Annotated in this window: 13 protein-coding genes and 1 tRNA gene; 3 read left to right on the top strand and 11 right to left on the bottom strand. The window is 65.5% G+C overall.

All coding sequences use genetic code 11. The features are described from left to right. Positions 1–149 precede the first annotated feature (149 nt). Positions 150–223 (bottom strand) — tRNA-Gln (locus AC1DJT_RS22675). 168 nt (positions 224–391) lie between these two features. Between AC1DJT_RS22675 and AC1DJT_RS22670 the strand changes: the two genes are divergently transcribed. Further along, positions 392–1,012 (top strand): LbetaH domain-containing protein, encoded by a 621-nt coding sequence (locus AC1DJT_RS22670; protein WP_476769893.1) that lies wholly within the window; start codon positions 392–394, stop codon positions 1,010–1,012. A gap of 91 nt (positions 1,013–1,103) precedes the next feature. Here AC1DJT_RS22670 and AC1DJT_RS22665 read toward each other — a convergent pair whose 3' ends face one another. From AC1DJT_RS22665 to AC1DJT_RS22655, 3 genes are read right to left on the bottom strand one after another with little or no spacing between them, the layout of a single operon-like run. Beyond that, complete coding sequence (locus AC1DJT_RS22665) at positions 1,104–2,789, bottom strand: flotillin family protein (protein ID WP_476834912.1); 1,686 nt, start codon at positions 2,787–2,789, stop codon at positions 1,104–1,106. Between the two features lie 24 nt (positions 2,790–2,813). After that, positions 2,814–3,449 carry an OB-fold-containig protein gene (locus AC1DJT_RS22660; RefSeq protein ID WP_476769892.1) on the bottom strand — a complete coding sequence of 212 codons (636 nt, stop codon included), beginning with the start codon at positions 3,447–3,449 and terminating at the stop codon, positions 2,814–2,816. Further along, positions 3,446–4,591: a PspA/IM30 family protein gene (locus AC1DJT_RS22655; RefSeq protein WP_476834911.1), complete on the bottom strand. Its 1,146-nt coding sequence runs from the start codon at positions 4,589–4,591 to the stop codon at positions 3,446–3,448. Before AC1DJT_RS22655 ends, AC1DJT_RS22660 begins: the two co-directional genes overlap by 4 nt. 370 nt (positions 4,592–4,961) lie before the next feature. On the opposite strand from AC1DJT_RS22655, the gene AC1DJT_RS22650 reads away from it, so the two are divergent. Both AC1DJT_RS22650 and AC1DJT_RS22645 read left to right on the top strand, forming a co-directional pair. Further along, positions 4,962–6,287: an aspartate aminotransferase family protein gene (locus tag AC1DJT_RS22650; RefSeq protein WP_441508205.1), complete on the top strand. Its 1,326-nt coding sequence runs from the start codon at positions 4,962–4,964 to the stop codon at positions 6,285–6,287. A gap of 115 nt (positions 6,288–6,402) precedes the next feature. Then, positions 6,403–6,948: a carboxymuconolactone decarboxylase family protein gene (locus AC1DJT_RS22645; RefSeq protein WP_476834910.1), complete on the top strand. Its 546-nt coding sequence runs from the start codon at positions 6,403–6,405 to the stop codon at positions 6,946–6,948. A gap of 32 nt (positions 6,949–6,980) precedes the next feature. Here AC1DJT_RS22645 and AC1DJT_RS22640 read toward each other — a convergent pair whose 3' ends face one another. The 7 genes from AC1DJT_RS22640 to AC1DJT_RS22610 form a co-directional block, all read right to left on the bottom strand. Then, positions 6,981–7,367 carry an ArsR/SmtB family transcription factor gene (locus AC1DJT_RS22640; RefSeq protein WP_441507727.1) on the bottom strand — a complete coding sequence of 129 codons (387 nt, stop codon included), beginning with the start codon at positions 7,365–7,367 and terminating at the stop codon, positions 6,981–6,983. A gap of 239 nt (positions 7,368–7,606) precedes the next feature. Beyond that, positions 7,607–9,265, bottom strand: a complete 1,659-nt coding sequence (locus tag AC1DJT_RS22635) for an OFA family MFS transporter (protein WP_476834909.1) — start codon at positions 9,263–9,265, stop codon at positions 7,607–7,609. Positions 9,266–9,375: 110 nt separating this feature from the next. Beyond that, a complete protein-coding gene (locus AC1DJT_RS22630; RefSeq protein WP_441507729.1) occupies positions 9,376–9,651 on the bottom strand; it encodes a formate dehydrogenase subunit delta in 276 nt (91 codons plus the stop codon). Beyond that, positions 9,648–10,490, bottom strand: a complete 843-nt coding sequence (gene fdhD, locus AC1DJT_RS22625) for a formate dehydrogenase accessory sulfurtransferase FdhD (protein ID WP_441507730.1) — start codon at positions 10,488–10,490, stop codon at positions 9,648–9,650. The genes AC1DJT_RS22630 and fdhD overlap by 4 nt, the downstream gene beginning before the upstream one ends. Continuing rightward, entirely contained in the window at positions 10,477–13,356 is a 2,880-nt protein-coding gene (fdhF, locus tag AC1DJT_RS22620; protein WP_476834908.1) for a formate dehydrogenase subunit alpha, read from the bottom strand. The genes fdhD and fdhF overlap by 14 nt, the downstream gene beginning before the upstream one ends. A 10-nt stretch (positions 13,357–13,366) precedes the next feature. Then, entirely contained in the window at positions 13,367–14,953 is a 1,587-nt protein-coding gene (locus AC1DJT_RS22615) for a formate dehydrogenase beta subunit (RefSeq protein ID WP_476834907.1), read from the bottom strand. Beyond that, positions 14,950–15,438, bottom strand: coding sequence for an NAD(P)H-dependent oxidoreductase subunit E (locus AC1DJT_RS22610; RefSeq protein ID WP_476834906.1), 489 nt, complete (start codon positions 15,436–15,438; stop codon positions 14,950–14,952). The genes AC1DJT_RS22615 and AC1DJT_RS22610 overlap by 4 nt, the downstream gene beginning before the upstream one ends. Between the last annotated feature and the right edge of the window lie 185 nt (positions 15,439–15,623).

Here is a 15,623-nt window from a genome sequence, read left to right as displayed (position 1 = left end):
CCTTCGACCAGCGTCGGCGCAATCACGGTGAGATGGTCGAGCGTCAGCATGTCCTGGCCAGCGGGCAAGGGGGTGGGGTTTCGTTCACGATTGTTCGGAACGCGGTCAAATCMGGAAACCGGGAATGCCGGCTGACGATGTATTTGGGGTGGTTCCCGCTCATGGATTCGAACCACAATTCCCTGAGCCAAAATCAGGTGTCCTGCCGTTAGACGAAGCGGGATCGTCTAACCCTGTTGTCGCCCGGTACTATGCGCGGAGAAATACACCAAGCGTCCTCGGTCCGGTCTGAATACAAAGTGTTGCATGGCTCGCGGCTGCACATCAACGGCAATTGGCGTTGCGATGCTGACCTCGGCCAGCGAAGGGATCGAGAGAGTGAGGAGACGCCATGTCTGCCGATCTGCGGATCGAGAAATTCGTCGCGCTTTGGCCGGTTTCGCCATTCCGGCAGGACGCTCAACACGCCTGGCAGATCACCCAGAGGGCCGCGGAACTGGTCGGAGCGGCGCTCAGCGCTCTTAATGACGATTACAGGCGTGAAGGCGATATCGCGGTGCACCGGACCGCGACGATCGAGAGCGGGGCTGTCCTGAAGGGGCCCGCGATCATCGGGCCGGGCTGCTTCCTGGCCGCCGGCGCCTATCTGCGTGGCGGCGTGTTCCTGGACGAGGGCTGCATCATCGGGCCCGGATGCGAGCTCAAGTCGAGCTTCCTGTTCCAGGGGGCCACGCTCGCGCATTTCAACTTCGTCGGCGACTCGATCCTGGGTGCGGACGTCAATCTCGAAGCGGGTGCGATCATCGCGAACCACCGTAACGAATGGGAGACGAAGGCTATTCGCTTCGTCTTTGGCGGAGGGGTCGTCGAGCCCGGCGTCGAGAAGTTCGGGGCGCTCGTCGGGGACCACGTGCGGGTCGGCGCGAACGCGGTCATCGCGCCCGGCGCGATCATCGGCCGGGGGACCAAAATCCCCCGGTTGACGCTTGTCGATCAGGCTCCCGGCCTCTGAGGGAGGGGCGGTCAAAGCCGGACGCTTGAGCCGCCGCCTTGTGCCCCTCGACCGAGCGGCGCTCGCAAGGGCTGCGCGGCGCAAAGGTCGCTTACGCCGCCCCGCCTTCGGCTGCGGGAAGCGCGGTCGGGCGTTGCGTTCCGTTGAGTAAGGCATGCACCGGATCATCGCCTGCGAAGCCGGCCTGGGCCAGTATCGCATCGACGATCGGCTTTTGCGCGCCATAGCTGAGGAGCTGGCTGCTGAGGTCCGCGATCGGGCCGCCATGTCCGGCCGATCCTGCGCCGCCAGCGCCCATGGCGCCGAGCAGGCCGCCCGCACTGAAGATCTTGATGTCGGAGATCTTCTCGATCGGCTTCATCACCTGCGCGAGAGCTTCGGGAATGACGGCGATGCGCTGCTTCGTCAGCTCGAAATCGACCATCTGCGGCGAGAGCGAATTGCGGGCTTCGTTGAGCGCACGCTCGCGCTTCGCCTCCGCCTCGCCGAGTTCGATGATGCCGCCCGCACGAACCTTGGCGGCCTCGGCCTCGGCCTGTGCCTTGGTCAGCATGGCCGCAGCGAGATTCTCGGCGGCCTCGCGTTCGGCCTCGGCCTTGACCGTGATACCGGTTGCGGCCTGCTCGGCATCCTTGCGAGCGTCGATGACGGCGATCTTCTTGGCGCGTTCGGCGACCTCGACGGCGCGCGCGGTCGCGACCTGCTCCTCGGCGGTGACGGCTGCCGCCTTGGCTTCCTCCGCCTTGGCCTTGGCCTGTGACTCGGCTTCGCTCTTCTGTGCAACGGCGATGGCGGCGTCGATCCTGGCTGTCTCGGTGATGCGCGTCGCTTCGGCCGCGCTTTCGGCGATGCCGCGCTCGGCCGTGATGCGGGCGGTCTCCTTGGCCTGGCGCGCCTCTGCCTCGTTCTTGGCGACGCCACGTTCGGTCTCGAGCCGGGCCGTCTCCTCGGCCAGGCGTGCGGCCTGCTCCGCACGGGCCTGTTCCGCGCGCGTCTMTGCCGTCTTGTTGACGATGTCGCGCTGCTGGTTGAGTTCGGCGTCGCGTTGCTCGCGCTCGATCGTCAGGCGCTGCAGCGTTGCCTCACGGTCCTTCGTCGCGATGGCCACCTCGTTCTCGCGCACGATCTCGTTGCGTTCGCGGCGCCGCTCCTCGGTGACGCGGGTCAGCGCGGTCAAACCCTCGGCGTCGAAAGTGTTGTTGGGGTTGAAATGCTTGATGTCGGTCTGGTCGAGCCGCGTGAGCGAGACGGATTCAAGCTCGAGGCCGTTGGATTGCAGGTCGGCCGCGACGGCATCCTGCACCGCCTTCACGAAGTCAGAGCGCTTTTCCTGCAGGTCCTTCAGGCTCATGGTCGCGGCAACCGAGCGCAGCCCGTCGACGAACTTGGCTTCCACGAGGGTCTTCAGCAGGTCGGCATTGTTGGTGCGGTCGCCCAGCGTCTGCGCCGCCAGGGAGATATTGTCCGCATCCGGTTTCACCCGCACGTAGAACTCGGCGGTAATGTCGGCGCGCATGCGATCGGCCGTGATCAGCGACTCGCCTTCGCTGCGGTGAACTTCAAGGCGCAACGTGCTGAGCTGCACCCAGGAATAGGAATGGAAGATCGGCAGGATCACGGATCCGCCGTCGAGGACGACCCGCTTGCCACCTAGGCCGGTACGGACATAGGCCTTGTCCCGGGTCGAGCGCGTATAGAGCGCCGCCATGACCACGCCGATGCCGATGATGAGCACAATCGCCGTTCCGGCAATCGTGAGGACGGAAACATAGTCCATGAACGTATTTCCCCTTACCCAGCTTCAGGTCTGCGCGCCGAGCTCATCCGGCGCAGGAATGGCCTCGAACAACCCATTGGAACCATCGACCACCAGAACGCTCGCCCCTTGCGGGATGAGGTGGCCTGCGGCGGCCTTTGCCCGCAGKACGTGGATGTTGCCGTGCAGGTCCCTCACGCGGACCCGTCCCGGCTTGCCCTGGTCGAGTGGGCCGAGCGTCACCGTGCCGGTCAGCCCGATCAGGTCGGACTGGCTGATGGCGTTGGATTCATCGCCCGGGATAATCCGCGCCGTCCAACGCGACAGCGCACGTGTCATCGGCAGCGCCGCCATCACGGCGAGCAGGCTCGCAAACAGTGTCGGCAGCGGCGAAAGAAGCGCCTGGGCCACGCCCTGAATGGCGAATCCGGCGATGGCGAACGAGGCCAGCCAGATCATGATCAGCACGAGCAGCGGCACGCCGCCCCGGTTGAGCCAAGACATCCAGGCATCGAGCGGGCCGTGCTCGCTATGGACGCCGTGATGGGAGAGCCCGTCATTCACCAGCGACGAGATCGACATCCCCACGACCATCGCGAGGATCTCGATGGCGACGATGCCGACGAGGATCAGCGCAGCGATCGTGAAGGGATAGAGGCCCGGCGCAGTCAGTGCGCTCATGAACCGCTGTGCCCTTTATAGCGGGCCAGCCGCTCCTGGATTGCCCTCTCGCGTTGCAGGCGGGCCAGTTCCTCGACCTCGGAGGCACCTGTCTCCGGCCGCCCGGAGACACCGGTGACGCGCTCGATCGCGTTCAGCGATTGGGCCAGCCGGTTGTCATTGCGGACCGAGGCACTCACGCCCTGGCTCGCATCCTCCGCGCCTTTGCTCTTCTTCAGGGCGGCGAGCCGGGCAACGGCATCCTGCCGGGCGGAGTTGACAGCCTGGAGGGCCTTGCCCGCCTCCTCGATCTTGCCGGCAGCCTCGGCCAGCGCCGTCTCCAGCGCCGAGCGCTGTGCCTCCAGGTCGATCTGCAGGCCGATGACGGGTGTGACCAGATCCTCGCGCCCGCTGRCCAGGCCGACTTCGATCTTCCCTGCGAGATCCTCGATCTCGTCGTTGATCTCGGCGATCTTCGCCTTGAGGCGGTGCTCTTCGGCGCGTGCCTTGCCGGCGCCCGCCCGCGCATCCTCCGCGACCGCGTCGATCTCCCTGATCGACTGCTCGACGGTGACGATGGCGTTGGCGCCTTCAAGGGCATCGACGGTGCCGTGGGCGGCGCCTGCGATGATACGCCCGATGCGCGATAAAATTCCTTCGGTGGCCATGACGGTCTCCTTCGGTGTGATGGCAGCAGCGATGCCGACGAGGATGAGAGACTCGTCATCCCGCAGCACCAGCCGTGCTTCGGCGTGATCCGACCAACCCGGTACGTAGCCGGCAACAGAATAGGGAATGAGCCTGCGCCCCTCGATGGTGGAGAGGCTCAGATGTGTGGGGGTCTTGATGGCATAGAGCCGCCCATCCAGCGGCAGGTCGGCGACGACGGTTCCACTGGTTCGGCCGGCGTGATCCCGCAGGCCGAGCGTCACCAGCCGCGCCGGTAACCGCGTCTGTTCGCGGATGGTGGCGTAAGCCTGCTCGTGCAAGGCGACGAGATTCGCACTGGCGCCGCGATCCCGTTCGATCTCGTCGAGAATGCGCATCATCTCGGCATAATCCGCGAGCGTTGCGCGGATCGCGCGCATGTCGTCCGGCGAGGGGTCCAGGACGTAGCTCATGGTCGACTGATAGCGCGAAACCATGCCGAGGATATAAAGCACTTCCTTTGTGCTTTCAAGGGACGCCTACGTAACGTCAGCTATGACCTGCCGTTGGTGCGCCGGTCATGAATACGGCCGGGCGCCGATGCGGAACAGGTGCTCGCCCGGAAGAGGGAAAATGCGGGCGCAGATGCGCCGGGGATGCCGCCAAGAGCACCCTGATATCGCCAGCAGCGCGGGCGCGAGGCCCCTCTTTCGCAATACATACAGAGAGACCTTCAGGACTCGGTGCTCAACAAGAGTATGGCGCGTCGCGCCGCAGGATACTCTGTTGGCACCGGTGTCTGGCGACGTGCGCCGATTGCTGCCCTGTGCCATGAATTGCAGGCCGCGGTGAGGGCGGCGGGGCCACGCTAACCCGGAAGCCAGGATGACCAGGATTCTTCATCGCTCCCTGAATGGGCGGCTACCGCGAGCGGTTGCGGGGCAGGGCATCACGATCACGGATGCCGAGGGGCGCAGCTATATCGACGGTTCCGGTGGGGCCGCCGTCTCCTGCCTCGGCCATGGCCACCCGGAGGTGCTTGCGGCGATGCGCGCCCAGATGGACCGCATCAGCTATGCCCACACCTCCTTCTTCACCACCGATGTCGCGGAAGAGCTTGCGGAGCGCCTGATCGACCTGGCGCCAGCAGGGCTGGACTACGTCTATCTCGTCTCGGGCGGTTCGGAGGCGGTCGAAGCGGCGCTCAAGATGGCGCGGCAATATTTCGTCGAAATCGGCCAGCCGCAGCGCCGCCATTTCATCGCCCGCCGGCAGAGCTATCACGGCAATACGCTCGGCGCGCTCGCGGCCGGCGGCAATGCCTGGCGGCGGGCGCAGTTCCAGCCGATCCTGCCACAGAGCCACCATGTCTCGCCCTGCTATGCCTATCGTGACCTTAGGCCAGGCGAGACGTCCGAAGCCTATGCCGAACGGCTCGCCGACGAACTGGAGGCGAAGATCCTCGAACTCGGCGCCGAAGAGGTGATCGCCTTCGTAGCTGAGCCGGTGGTCGGCGCAACGCTGGGAGCTGTCGGGCCGGTCGCGGACTATTTCGCGAGGGTGCGCCGCGTCTGCGACAAATACGGCGTGCTGCTGATCCTCGACGAGGTGATGTGCGGCATGGGCCGCACCGGCACGATGTTCGCCTGCGAGCAGGACGGCATCTCGCCCGACCTCGCCACCATCGCCAAGGGGCTGGGGGGTGGCTATCAGCCGATCGGCGCCGTGCTGCTGTCGCAGCGGATCTATGACGCCTTCGCCCAGGGCTCAGGGCTGTTCCAGCATGGTCATACCTATATCTGCCACCCGCTCGCGGCGGCGGCGGCGAACAAGGTCGTCGAGATCATCTCGCAGCCGGAAATGATGGGACACGTCCGCCTGATGGGCGAGCGCCTGCAGGCTGGGCTCGACGCACGGCTCGGCCAGCACGCCCATGTCGGCGACATCCGCGGGCGCGGTCTGTTCCGCGGCATCGAGATCGTTGCGGACAAGGAAACCAAGGCCCCCTTCGATCCGGCCCTGAATCTGCATGCCCGGATCAAGAAGGAGGCGATGGCGCGCGGCCTGATGAGCTATCCGATGGGTGGCACAGTGGACGGGCGGCTCGGCGACCATGTGCTGCTTGCACCGCCCTATATCATCCAGCCTGACGAGATCGACCTTATCGTCGAGCGGATCGGCGCGGCGATCGAGGCAGCGGTGCGCAGCTGACTGGCCCGATGCTTCAGCCTTTCCGTGTTTGCATCGGTCCCAAAAACCGGAACTTTTTCGGGCCAGTGATTTTCAGAACCGGCATCCTCCGGCGCTGCCTTCAACGAGATTGACAATGACGAACTCTCCTTGCCCACCGATCACTGACGCCGGCTGGCCGGACCAGATTGCCGAGATGCGAACCGGTTTTGCCGGCGCGCTCAATGTCTACCGGACGATGGCCCATCATCCGGAGCTGCTGAAGGCCTGGGCTGCGCTACGCCAGCATGTGGTGAGGGACAGCGCGCTCGGCGCCGTGCGTTCGGAGCTGGTTATCCTGCGCGCCGCGCACCGGATGGGCTCGCCCTATGAATGGGCCCATCATGTCAGCCGGTCCCGGGTTTTGGGGATGAGCGATGCGCGTATCGCCGCGATGCGCGGGATGCCGGAGGGCGAGGACGGGCTGGTCGCCCGCGCTGTCGACGCGCTCTTCGATCAGCGCCGCCTGCCGGCCGAACTCGAGGCCGAGCTTGCGGAGGCATTCGGGCGCAAGGCGGTCTTCGACCTGATCGCGACCGTCGGATTCTATTCCGTGCTCGGCTATATCCTGATGACCTACGACACGCMGATCGACGGGCCGGTCGCAACGGAAATGGCGGAACGGCCCTTGTCCGGCGCGTAGCAGGACTAGACCGGCCTTTGCGCGCGCCTCGATCAGGCGTGAGCTTTCGTCCAATGCGCAGCCGTCGCATCGAGGGTGGCCGCGATCACGGCGCCGACGCCGCGGTCGTTCAGGCGGTAGAAGATCCGCCGGCCGACGCGGCGCGTCGACACGATCCTTTGAAGCCGCAGGCGGGTCAGCTGCTGGGAGACCATGGCCTGGCTCAGGGACAGGGCGGTTTCGAGTTCCGCGACCGAGCGTTCCTGCTCTGCAAGCAGATAGAGCAGCTTCAGCCGGTTCTTGTGAGCCAGGACCTTGAACAGCTCGCTGGCCTGCAAGGCCCTGGCTTCCAGCGTCGCGGCTGGTTCCGGGAGGGAGGTCGCTCTGTCGTCCGGCATGGCACCCAATGGTCGCGCGATCAGGAAGTTCGCTATATCCATTGGAATATAACCGACCGGGCAGGTCGTTGTCCACGCAACTCTTCCAGGCCATCGMTGGGAAGGACGATTTGCGCGCAACCGTTACTTCATGACTCTAACGAAGAAGCCAAGACATCGCATTGTATTTCCGTCTGAATAACGGGGAGGGCGGAGAGCTGTCTCCTTGGCCGGCACGCCCCAAACGGATCGAGGCCCGCGGCATGCCGCAGGCCTCGACGGTCACGTCCGAATCCTGTCGGTTACCGGAACAGCGCCAGCGACTTGKACAGGGTGATCCAGACACCCCAGGCAATCGGGATGCCGACGACGGCCCAGGCGAGCAGCGCCGTGCCGTCGAGCCCGCCCTTACCGATGCCGAAGGAGCCGTAATGCAGGCTGGCGCTGGCATTGGCCGACTTGGCCTGGAGGGCGGCGACTTCCGCGTCCTTCATGAACCATTTCGTCGCAACGGGGCGCACGAGCAGGTTGCAGATAAAGCCCAGCACCAGCATGCCGGCCAGAATATACATCGTCCGGTCATAGACCTGCGCACGGGGCACGCCCGCATTGATCTGCGCCTCGCGGATGTAGTTCACGACCACCGGGCCGACGATGCCGGCCGTCGACMAGGCCGTCAGCAGGCGCCCGTGGATCGCGCCGACGAACTGGGTTCCGAACATGTCGGCGAGATAGGCCGGAACCGTCGCGAAGCCGCCGCCATACATCGACAGGATGATACAGAAGAAGCCGACGAACAGCGCCAGCGAGCCGGCATGCGCCGCCCAGGGCGAGAGCCCGTAGAGCAGCATGCCGAGGCCGAAGAAGGTGGCATAGGTCAGCTTGCGCCCGAGCTTGTCCGACAGCGAGGCCCAGAAGAAGCGGCCGACGATGTTGAACAGCGAGAGCAGGCCGACAAAGGCCGCGGCGATCGTCGCGATCTGCTTCTTCTGCTCGGCATCGAGCGCGGCAAAGCCGATCTCGGGCTTGCCGATCAGCGATCCCGCGAAAATCTCCTGCAGCATGGGTGACGCCATGCCGAGCACCCCGATGCCCGCGGAGACGTTGAGACAGAGCACCGCCCAGATCAGCCAGAATTGCCGCGTCTTGTGCGCGTCCTTGAGATGGACATGGCCGGACGTGATCATCGCGTTCTGCGTTGCCGGCGGCGTCCAGCCTTCCGGGCGCCAGCCGGCGGGCGGAATGCGGTAGCCGAAGGCACCTGCCATCATGAAGGCGAAGTAGATCACGGCCATCACGACGAAGGTTTGCCAGACACCGACGGAGGTCGGCGTCTTGAAATAGTTCATCAGGATGTCAGCCAGAGGCGAGCCGATCATCGCGCCGCCGCCGAAACCCATGATCGCCATGCCGGTCGCCATGCCGCGCCGGTCCGGGAACCACTTCACCAGCGTCGAAACCGGAGAGATGTAGCCAAGGCCAAGTCCGATGCCGCCGATCACGCCCGAGCCCAGCCACATCAGCCAGAGCTGGTGGGTGTAGACGCCAAGGGCCGAGATCAGCAGTCCGCCACACCAGCACAGCGCCGAGACGAAGGCAGCCTTGCGCGGGCCCGAGCGTTCGAGCCAGCCACCCCAGATCGCTGCCGAAGAGCCGAGCAGCACGAAGAACAGCGTGTACATCCAGCCGAGATCGGCGACCTTCCAGTCGCAGCTCGTCGTGAACAGCGAGCCGATCAGCCCGACATCCGCCGCGCAGGCGACGGGCTTGGTKATGCCGATCGCTTGGCTGAGCGGCAGCCAGAACACGCTGAAACCATAGGCCATGCCGATGCATAGATGGATGCAGAGCGCCGCAGGCGGCACCAGCCAGCGATTGAACCCCGCAGTCGCGATGATCCGCTCCCGGTCCAGCAGGCCGGGCGACGGTGCGACTTGCCCCAGATCTTGTGCGATGCTCATCCCAGTCATTCTCCCCGAGCGTTTGGCGTCCTGGCCGGTTTCCGCACCGGCTTCTTCCGACACCGGCCTTCCCTCGAAGGGCCGGTGGCATTCCGTGAACAGCAGAGATGTCAGCGTCCGGCGGGCGCGCCCTTAATCTTGGGCAGCGCCTTGCGCAGCAGCGGTGGCAATCCGGACGGGTTTGCAGCGAAGGCTGCGATGAAGTCGTCGCGCATGCGCCGGCTCCAGAACTGGTTGATATGGTCGGCGATCGCGGGCACGGCCTGCTCGTCCGGGTAGGATTGGAAGAACTCGGCGATCTGGCCGCCCATGTGCGCGAGCTTGGCGCCTTTGCCTGCCAGCACCGCTTCGGCATGCGAGGAGGGCGTATTGCCTATCGTGCTCATGACGTGTGGGCCTCCCGCTCATGCGCGAGCGTGCCAGTGAAAAGCATGGCAGCATCGCTGCGCGCGATGCTGACCAGGGTGAGGCCGAGGCGCTTGGCCCGCTCGATCGCCAGGGATGTCGGGGCCGAAACCGAAACCAGCGTTCCGGCTCCGAAGATCGCGGCCTTCTCGACCATCTCGAATGAGGCGCGACTGGTGACGAGGACGAAGCCGTCATCGGTGCCATGGCCGGCACGAAGCCGGGCGCCGATCAGCTTGTCCAGCGCATTGTGACGGCCGACATCCTCGCGTGCAGCCAGGATCTTGCCCTCGCCGTCGCACCAGGCCGCGGCATGGACGGCGCGCGTCAGGCGATGCAGGGGCTGGTGGCCTTCCAATGCGGCGAGCGAAGCCCGGATGGCGGCAGGCGTCACCGCGGAGCGGCTGCGGGACAGCCGCTCCGCGACCGGCAGCTCGGCCAGGGTTTCGACGCCGCACAAGCCGCAGGATGTGCGGCCCGAGAGATTGCGACGCCGGGCCAGATGCTCGCGGAAACGGCCGGGCGCCAGATCGACCGAGACCACGATGCCGTCTTCCCGCGGCGTGACCCGGATCTCGCGGATCTCCTCAACCCCGGTGATGATGCCTTCGGTCAGGCTGAAGCCGACGACGAAATCCTCCAGGTCGGCCGGGCTCGCCATCATCACCGCATAGGGCAGGGTGCCATAGACGACGTTCACCGGCGTCTCGACCGGGACCTCGGCGATCGCGAACGGCTGCGGGCCTGAGTCGAACCGCAGCGGTTCGACCTGGACGGCGCAGGAGGCCGGGGACTGGGCGGGCGAACTATTCTGCGGCATCCGGCAACCTGCCCGCGATCAGCCTGAGCGAAACGTCTTCCTCCCGGTTCCGCTCCTGCCATTGCGAATAGTAATTGGTGCGCCGAACCTCGACGGCCGTGACCTTGTATTCCGGGCAGTTCGTCGCCCAGTCCGAATAATCGGTGGTGATGACGTTGGCGCCGGTCGAGGCATGGTGGAAGGTCGTGTAGACCACGCCCGGTTGCATGCGTTCCGAGACCTCGGCCCGCAATGCGATATCGCCCGAGCGGCTGGCAAGCGAGATCAGATCGCCCGTCTGGATGCCGCGGTTCTCCGCGTCGAATGGGTGAATTTCGAGCACATCCTCATCGTGCCAGATCGAATTCTCGGTCCGGCGCGTCTGAGCCCCGACATTGTACTGCGAGAGAATGCGGCCGGTCGTCAGGATCAGTGGGAAGCGCGGGCCGGTGCGCTCCTGCGTCGGCACGTATTCCGTGATCATGAACTTGCCCTTGCCGCGCACGAAGCGGTCGACATGCATCAGTGGCGTGCCGTTCGGGGCTTTCTCGTTGCAGGGCCATTGCACCGAGCCTTGCTTGTCGAGCTTGTCATAGCTCACCCCGGCGAAGCTTGGCGTCAGTCGCGCGATCTCGTCCATGATCTCGCTGGGATGGGCGTAGGCCATGTCATAGCCGAGCGCATTGGCGAGATCGATCGTGACCTGCCATTCCGACTTGCCCGAGAGCGGCGCCATGACCTGGCGGACGCGGTTGATCCGGCGTTCGGCATTGGTGAAGGTGCCGTCCTTCTCCAGGAAGGACGAGCCCGGCAGGAAGACATGGGCGTATTTCGCCGTCTCATTCAGGAAGAGATCCTGGATGACGACGCATTCCATCGCAGCGAGACCCGCCGTGACGTGCTGGGTGTTGGGATCGGACTGCGCAATGTCCTCGCCCTGGACATAGAGCCCCTTGAACGTGCCCCCGACCGCCTCGTCGAGCATGTTGGGAATGCGCAGGCCCGGCTCGGTCTCGAGCGGCACGCCCCACATCATCTCGAAGATCTGGCGGGTCGCATCGTCGGAGACATGGCGATAGCCGGAGAACTCATGCGGGAACGACCCCATGTCGCAGGAGCCCTGGACATTGTTCTGGCCGCGCAGCGGATTGATGCCGACGCCCTCGCGGCCGATATTGCCGGTGGCCATCGCGAGGTTCGCCATCGCCATGACGGTGGTCGAGCCCTGGCTGTGCTCGGTGACGCCGAGCCCGTAATAGATCGCACCATTGCCGCCGGTCGCGAAGAGGCGCGCGGCGGCGCGGACCTCGGTCGCCGGCACGCCGGTGAATTCCTCGCTCGCCTCGGGCGAGTTGCGCTCTTCGGCGATGAAGCGGGCCCAGATCTCGAAATCGGTGAGGTCGCAGCGCTCGCGGACATAATCCTCGTCGATCAGCCCCTCGGTGACCACGACATGGGCAATCGCATTGATCAGCGCGACATTGGTGCCGGGCCTGAGCTGGAGGTGATGCTCGGCCTTGATGTGCGGCGACTTCACGAGGTCGATCCGGCGCGGATCGGCGACGATCAGCTTGGCGCCCTCGCGCAGGCGCTTCTTCATCCGCGAGGCGAAAACCGGGTGACCGTCGGTCGGGTTTGCACCGATGACGATGATGACATCCGCCTYGGCCACCGACTTGAAGTCCTGGGTACCGGCGGAGGTGCCAAATGTCGTCTTCAGACCGTAGCCGGTCGGCGAGTGGCAGACGCGGGCGCAGGTATCGACATTGTTGTTGCGGAACGCGGCGCGCACCAGCTTCTGGACGAGGAAGACCTCTTCATTGGTGCAGCGGGACGAGGTGATCGCACCAACCGATTCCCGCCCGTAGCTGGCCTGAATCCGCTTGAACTCGGACGCCGCGTAGCCGATCGCCTCCTTCCAGGACACCTCGCGCCAGGGATCGGTGATCTTCTCGCGGATCATCGGCTGGGTGATGCGGTCCTTGTGGTTCGCATAGCCCCAGGCGAAGCGGCCCTTGACGCAGGAATGTCCCTCGTTCGCCTTGCCGTCCTTGTAGGGAACCATCCGCACGACGCGGTCGCCCTGCATCTCGGCCTTGAACGAGCAGCCGACGCCGCAATAGGCGCAGGTCGTGACCTTGGAATGCTCCGGCTGGCCCATCGCGATGACGGAGTTTTCCATCAGGGTCGCGGTCGGGCAGGCCTGGACGCAGGCGCCGCAGGAGACGCATTCGGAGCCGAGGAAGTCGGTTGGGCCGGCCGCGACGCGCGACTCGAAGCCGCGTCCGGTGATCGTCAGTGCGAATGTGCCCTGCACCTCTTCGCAGGCGCGGACGCAGCGGTTGCAGACGATGCATTTCGACGGGTCATAGGTGAAATAGGGGTTCGAAGCGTCCTTGCCGAGGAACAGCGCGTTGGCCGCGCCGTCCTGCTTCGCGAAGACGTGGTTCTCACCCTCATAGCCATAGCGCACCTCGCGCAGGCCGACGGCGCCGGCCATGTCCTGCAATTCGCAGTCGCCATTGGCCGAACAGGTCAGGCAGTCCAGCGGATGATCGGAGATGTAGAGCTCCATCACGCCCTTGCGCAGCGTCGAGAGTTGCTCGCTCTGCGTCCTGACCACCATGCCGTCCTCGGCCGGTGTGGTGCAGGAGGCCGGAGTGCCGCGCCGCCCCTCGATCTCGACGAGGCAGAGCCGGCACGAGCCGAAGGGTTCGAGCGTATCGGTGGCGCAGAGCTTCGGGATCTTGGTGCCGAGGCTCATTGCCGCCGCCATGACGGAGGTGCCGGCCGGCACCGTGACGCTCTGCCCGTCGACCGTCAGCGTGACCAGCTTCTCCGCCACGCGGATCGGCGTCCCGAAATCGATCTCCTTGATCAGGCTCATCAGATGCTCCTCATTCGGCGGCCATCGGCAGCGGTGGCCGGTCGAAATCCTCGGAAAAATGGTTCAGCGCGCTCAGCACCGGCATGGGGGTCAGGCCGCCCATCGCGCAGAGCGAGGCGTCGGTCATCAGGCGCGAAAGATCGCGCAGCACGGCGATGTTCTTCGGGCGCTCGTGGCCTGCGATGATGCGGTCCATCACCTCGACGCCGCGCGTCGCGCCAATGCGGCAGGGCGTGCACTTGCCGCAGCTTTCCTTGGCGCAGAACGCGAAGGCGAAGCGCGCCTGCTTGGCCATGTCGACCGTGTCGTCGAACACGACGATGCCGCCATGGCCAAGCATCGCCCGGCTGGCCGCCAGCGCCTCGTAATCCATCGGCGTGTCGAGTTGGCTCGCAGTCAGATAGGCGCCGAGCGGACCGCCAACCTGGACGGCGCGGATCGGCCGGCCGCTCAGTGTGCCGCCACCAAAGCCCTCGATGATCTCCCGCAGCGAGATGCCGAAGGCGAGTTCGATCAGCCCGCCACGTCTGACATTGCCGCCGAGTTGCACCGGCAGCGTGCCGCGCGAGCGACCCATGCCGAAATCAGCATAGGCCTGGGCGCCATGGGCCAGGATCCAGGGCACGGCCGCGAAGGACAGCACGTTGTTGACGATCGTCGGCTTGCCGAACAGGCCTTGCAGCGCAGGCAGGGGCGGCTTGGCCCGGACGATCGCCCGCTTTCCTTCCAGGCTTTCGAGCAGCGMCGTCTCCTCGCCGCAGATATAGGCGCCGGCCCCGAGCCGGGCCTCGAGGTGGAAAGCATGTCCGGAACCGAGGACCGAGTCGCCGAGCAGGCCGGCATGCTCCGCCTTCAGAATGGCGCGGCAGAGTGTGCGATAGGCATGCGGATATTCCGAGCGCAGATAGATGTAGCCACGCGTCGCGCCGACGGCGATTGCCGCGATCACCATGCCCTCGATCAGGAGGARGGGGTCGCCCTCGATGAGCATGCGATCGGCAAATGTGCCGGAATCGCCCTCATCGGCATTGCAGACGATATATTTCTGATCGGCCCTGGCGTCCTGGACGGTCTTCCATTTGATCCCGGTCGGGAACCCGGCGCCGCCCCGGCCGCGCAGGCCCGACGCGCGAACCGTCTCGACGATCTCGGCCGGCTGAAGCGCGAGCGCCGACTGCAATCCGGCCAGGCCGCCATGGGCGCGATATTCCGGCAGGGAGAGCGGATCGGTGACGCCGACACGCTCGAAGGTCAGGCGTTGCTGGCGCTTCATCCAGTCGAGTTCGGCGACCGGGCCAAGCCGCAGCGTATGCGCATCGCCATGCATGAAGCCTGCATCGAACAGGCCGGCTACCCCTGCCGCGGTGACCGGGCCATAGGCGACGCGGCCCTCGCTGGTTTCAACCTCGACCATCGGTTCCAGCCAGAGCAGGCCGCGCGAACCATTGCGGACGAGTTCGATCTCGATGCCGCGCTCCGCGGCTTCTCGCAGGATCGCCTGCGCGACCGCTTCGGCGCCGACCGACAGGGCRGCCGCATCGATCGGCACGAAGACGCGGATGCCGGGGGGCGGGCTGTTGGTGAACTCCTGGCTCATCGCTGCCCCCTCGAGCCGGGCTGCGTCTCGCAAAGCGCAAGCAGGCGCGCTGCGTCGACGCGCCCGATCAGTTCGCCATCCACCAGGGCCGAGGGCCCGAGTGCGCAATTGCCGAGGCAATAGACGGTCTCGACCGCGACGGGGCTGTCGGGAGACGCGTKATCGACCGCGATGCCGCCCGCCTGGGCAAGATGCGCGACGAGGTCTTCGCAGCCGAGCGCCTGGCAGGCCTCGGCCCGGCACAGCTTGACGACGCGGCGCGGCGGCGGCTCGGACCGGAAGTCGTGATAGAAGCTGATCGTGCCATGAACCTCGGCCCGCGACAGATTCAACGCTTCCGAGATCAGCGGAACGGCCTCGGCGTCGATATAGCCGAACTCCTCCTGCAGCGCGTGYAGGATGGGCAGGGTTGCGCCTTCCAAATGAACGAGCCCGCCGACGATTCGACGTGCTTCGTCCCGGTCCCATGCCGGAAACTCAGCCATATTTCCTCCAAGCGGGCCGTTGAACCGGCCGTCATGCTTGTGGTCAGGGTGGCCAAGGCTGGAACGATTTCAAATCGTTTGTTCCAACTACGTGATAGTTTCTAGCTATCAAAAAGCAGCGTTCCCGGGATGCTTGCCGCATCTCCTTGCGTGCCAATCCATAGAACGCGGCCAAACGATTATAG

The sequence above is a fragment of the Allobosea sp. 05T422_2 genome, assembly GCF_056396265.1.
This window is presented reverse-complemented; position numbering and strand designations above follow the sequence as displayed.

What these genes read in the sequence shown, in the direction of transcription:
- AC1DJT_RS22670 (WP_476769893.1), top strand. Translation starts at nt 392, where the DNA reads ATGTCTGCCGATCTGCGGATCGAGAAATTCGTCGCGCTTTGGCCGGTT.
- AC1DJT_RS22650 (WP_441508205.1), top strand. Translation starts at nt 4,962, where the DNA reads ATGACCAGGATTCTTCATCGCTCCCTGAATGGGCGGCTACCGCGAGCG.
- AC1DJT_RS22640 (WP_441507727.1), bottom strand. Translation starts at nt 7,367, where the DNA reads ATGGATATAGCGAACTTCCTGATCGCGCGACCATTGGGTGCCATGCCG.
- AC1DJT_RS22630 (WP_441507729.1), bottom strand. Translation starts at nt 9,651, where the DNA reads ATGAGCACGATAGGCAATACGCCCTCCTCGCATGCCGAAGCGGTGCTG.
- fdhD (WP_441507730.1), bottom strand. Translation starts at nt 10,490, where the DNA reads ATGCCGCAGAATAGTTCGCCCGCCCAGTCCCCGGCCTCCTGCGCCGTC.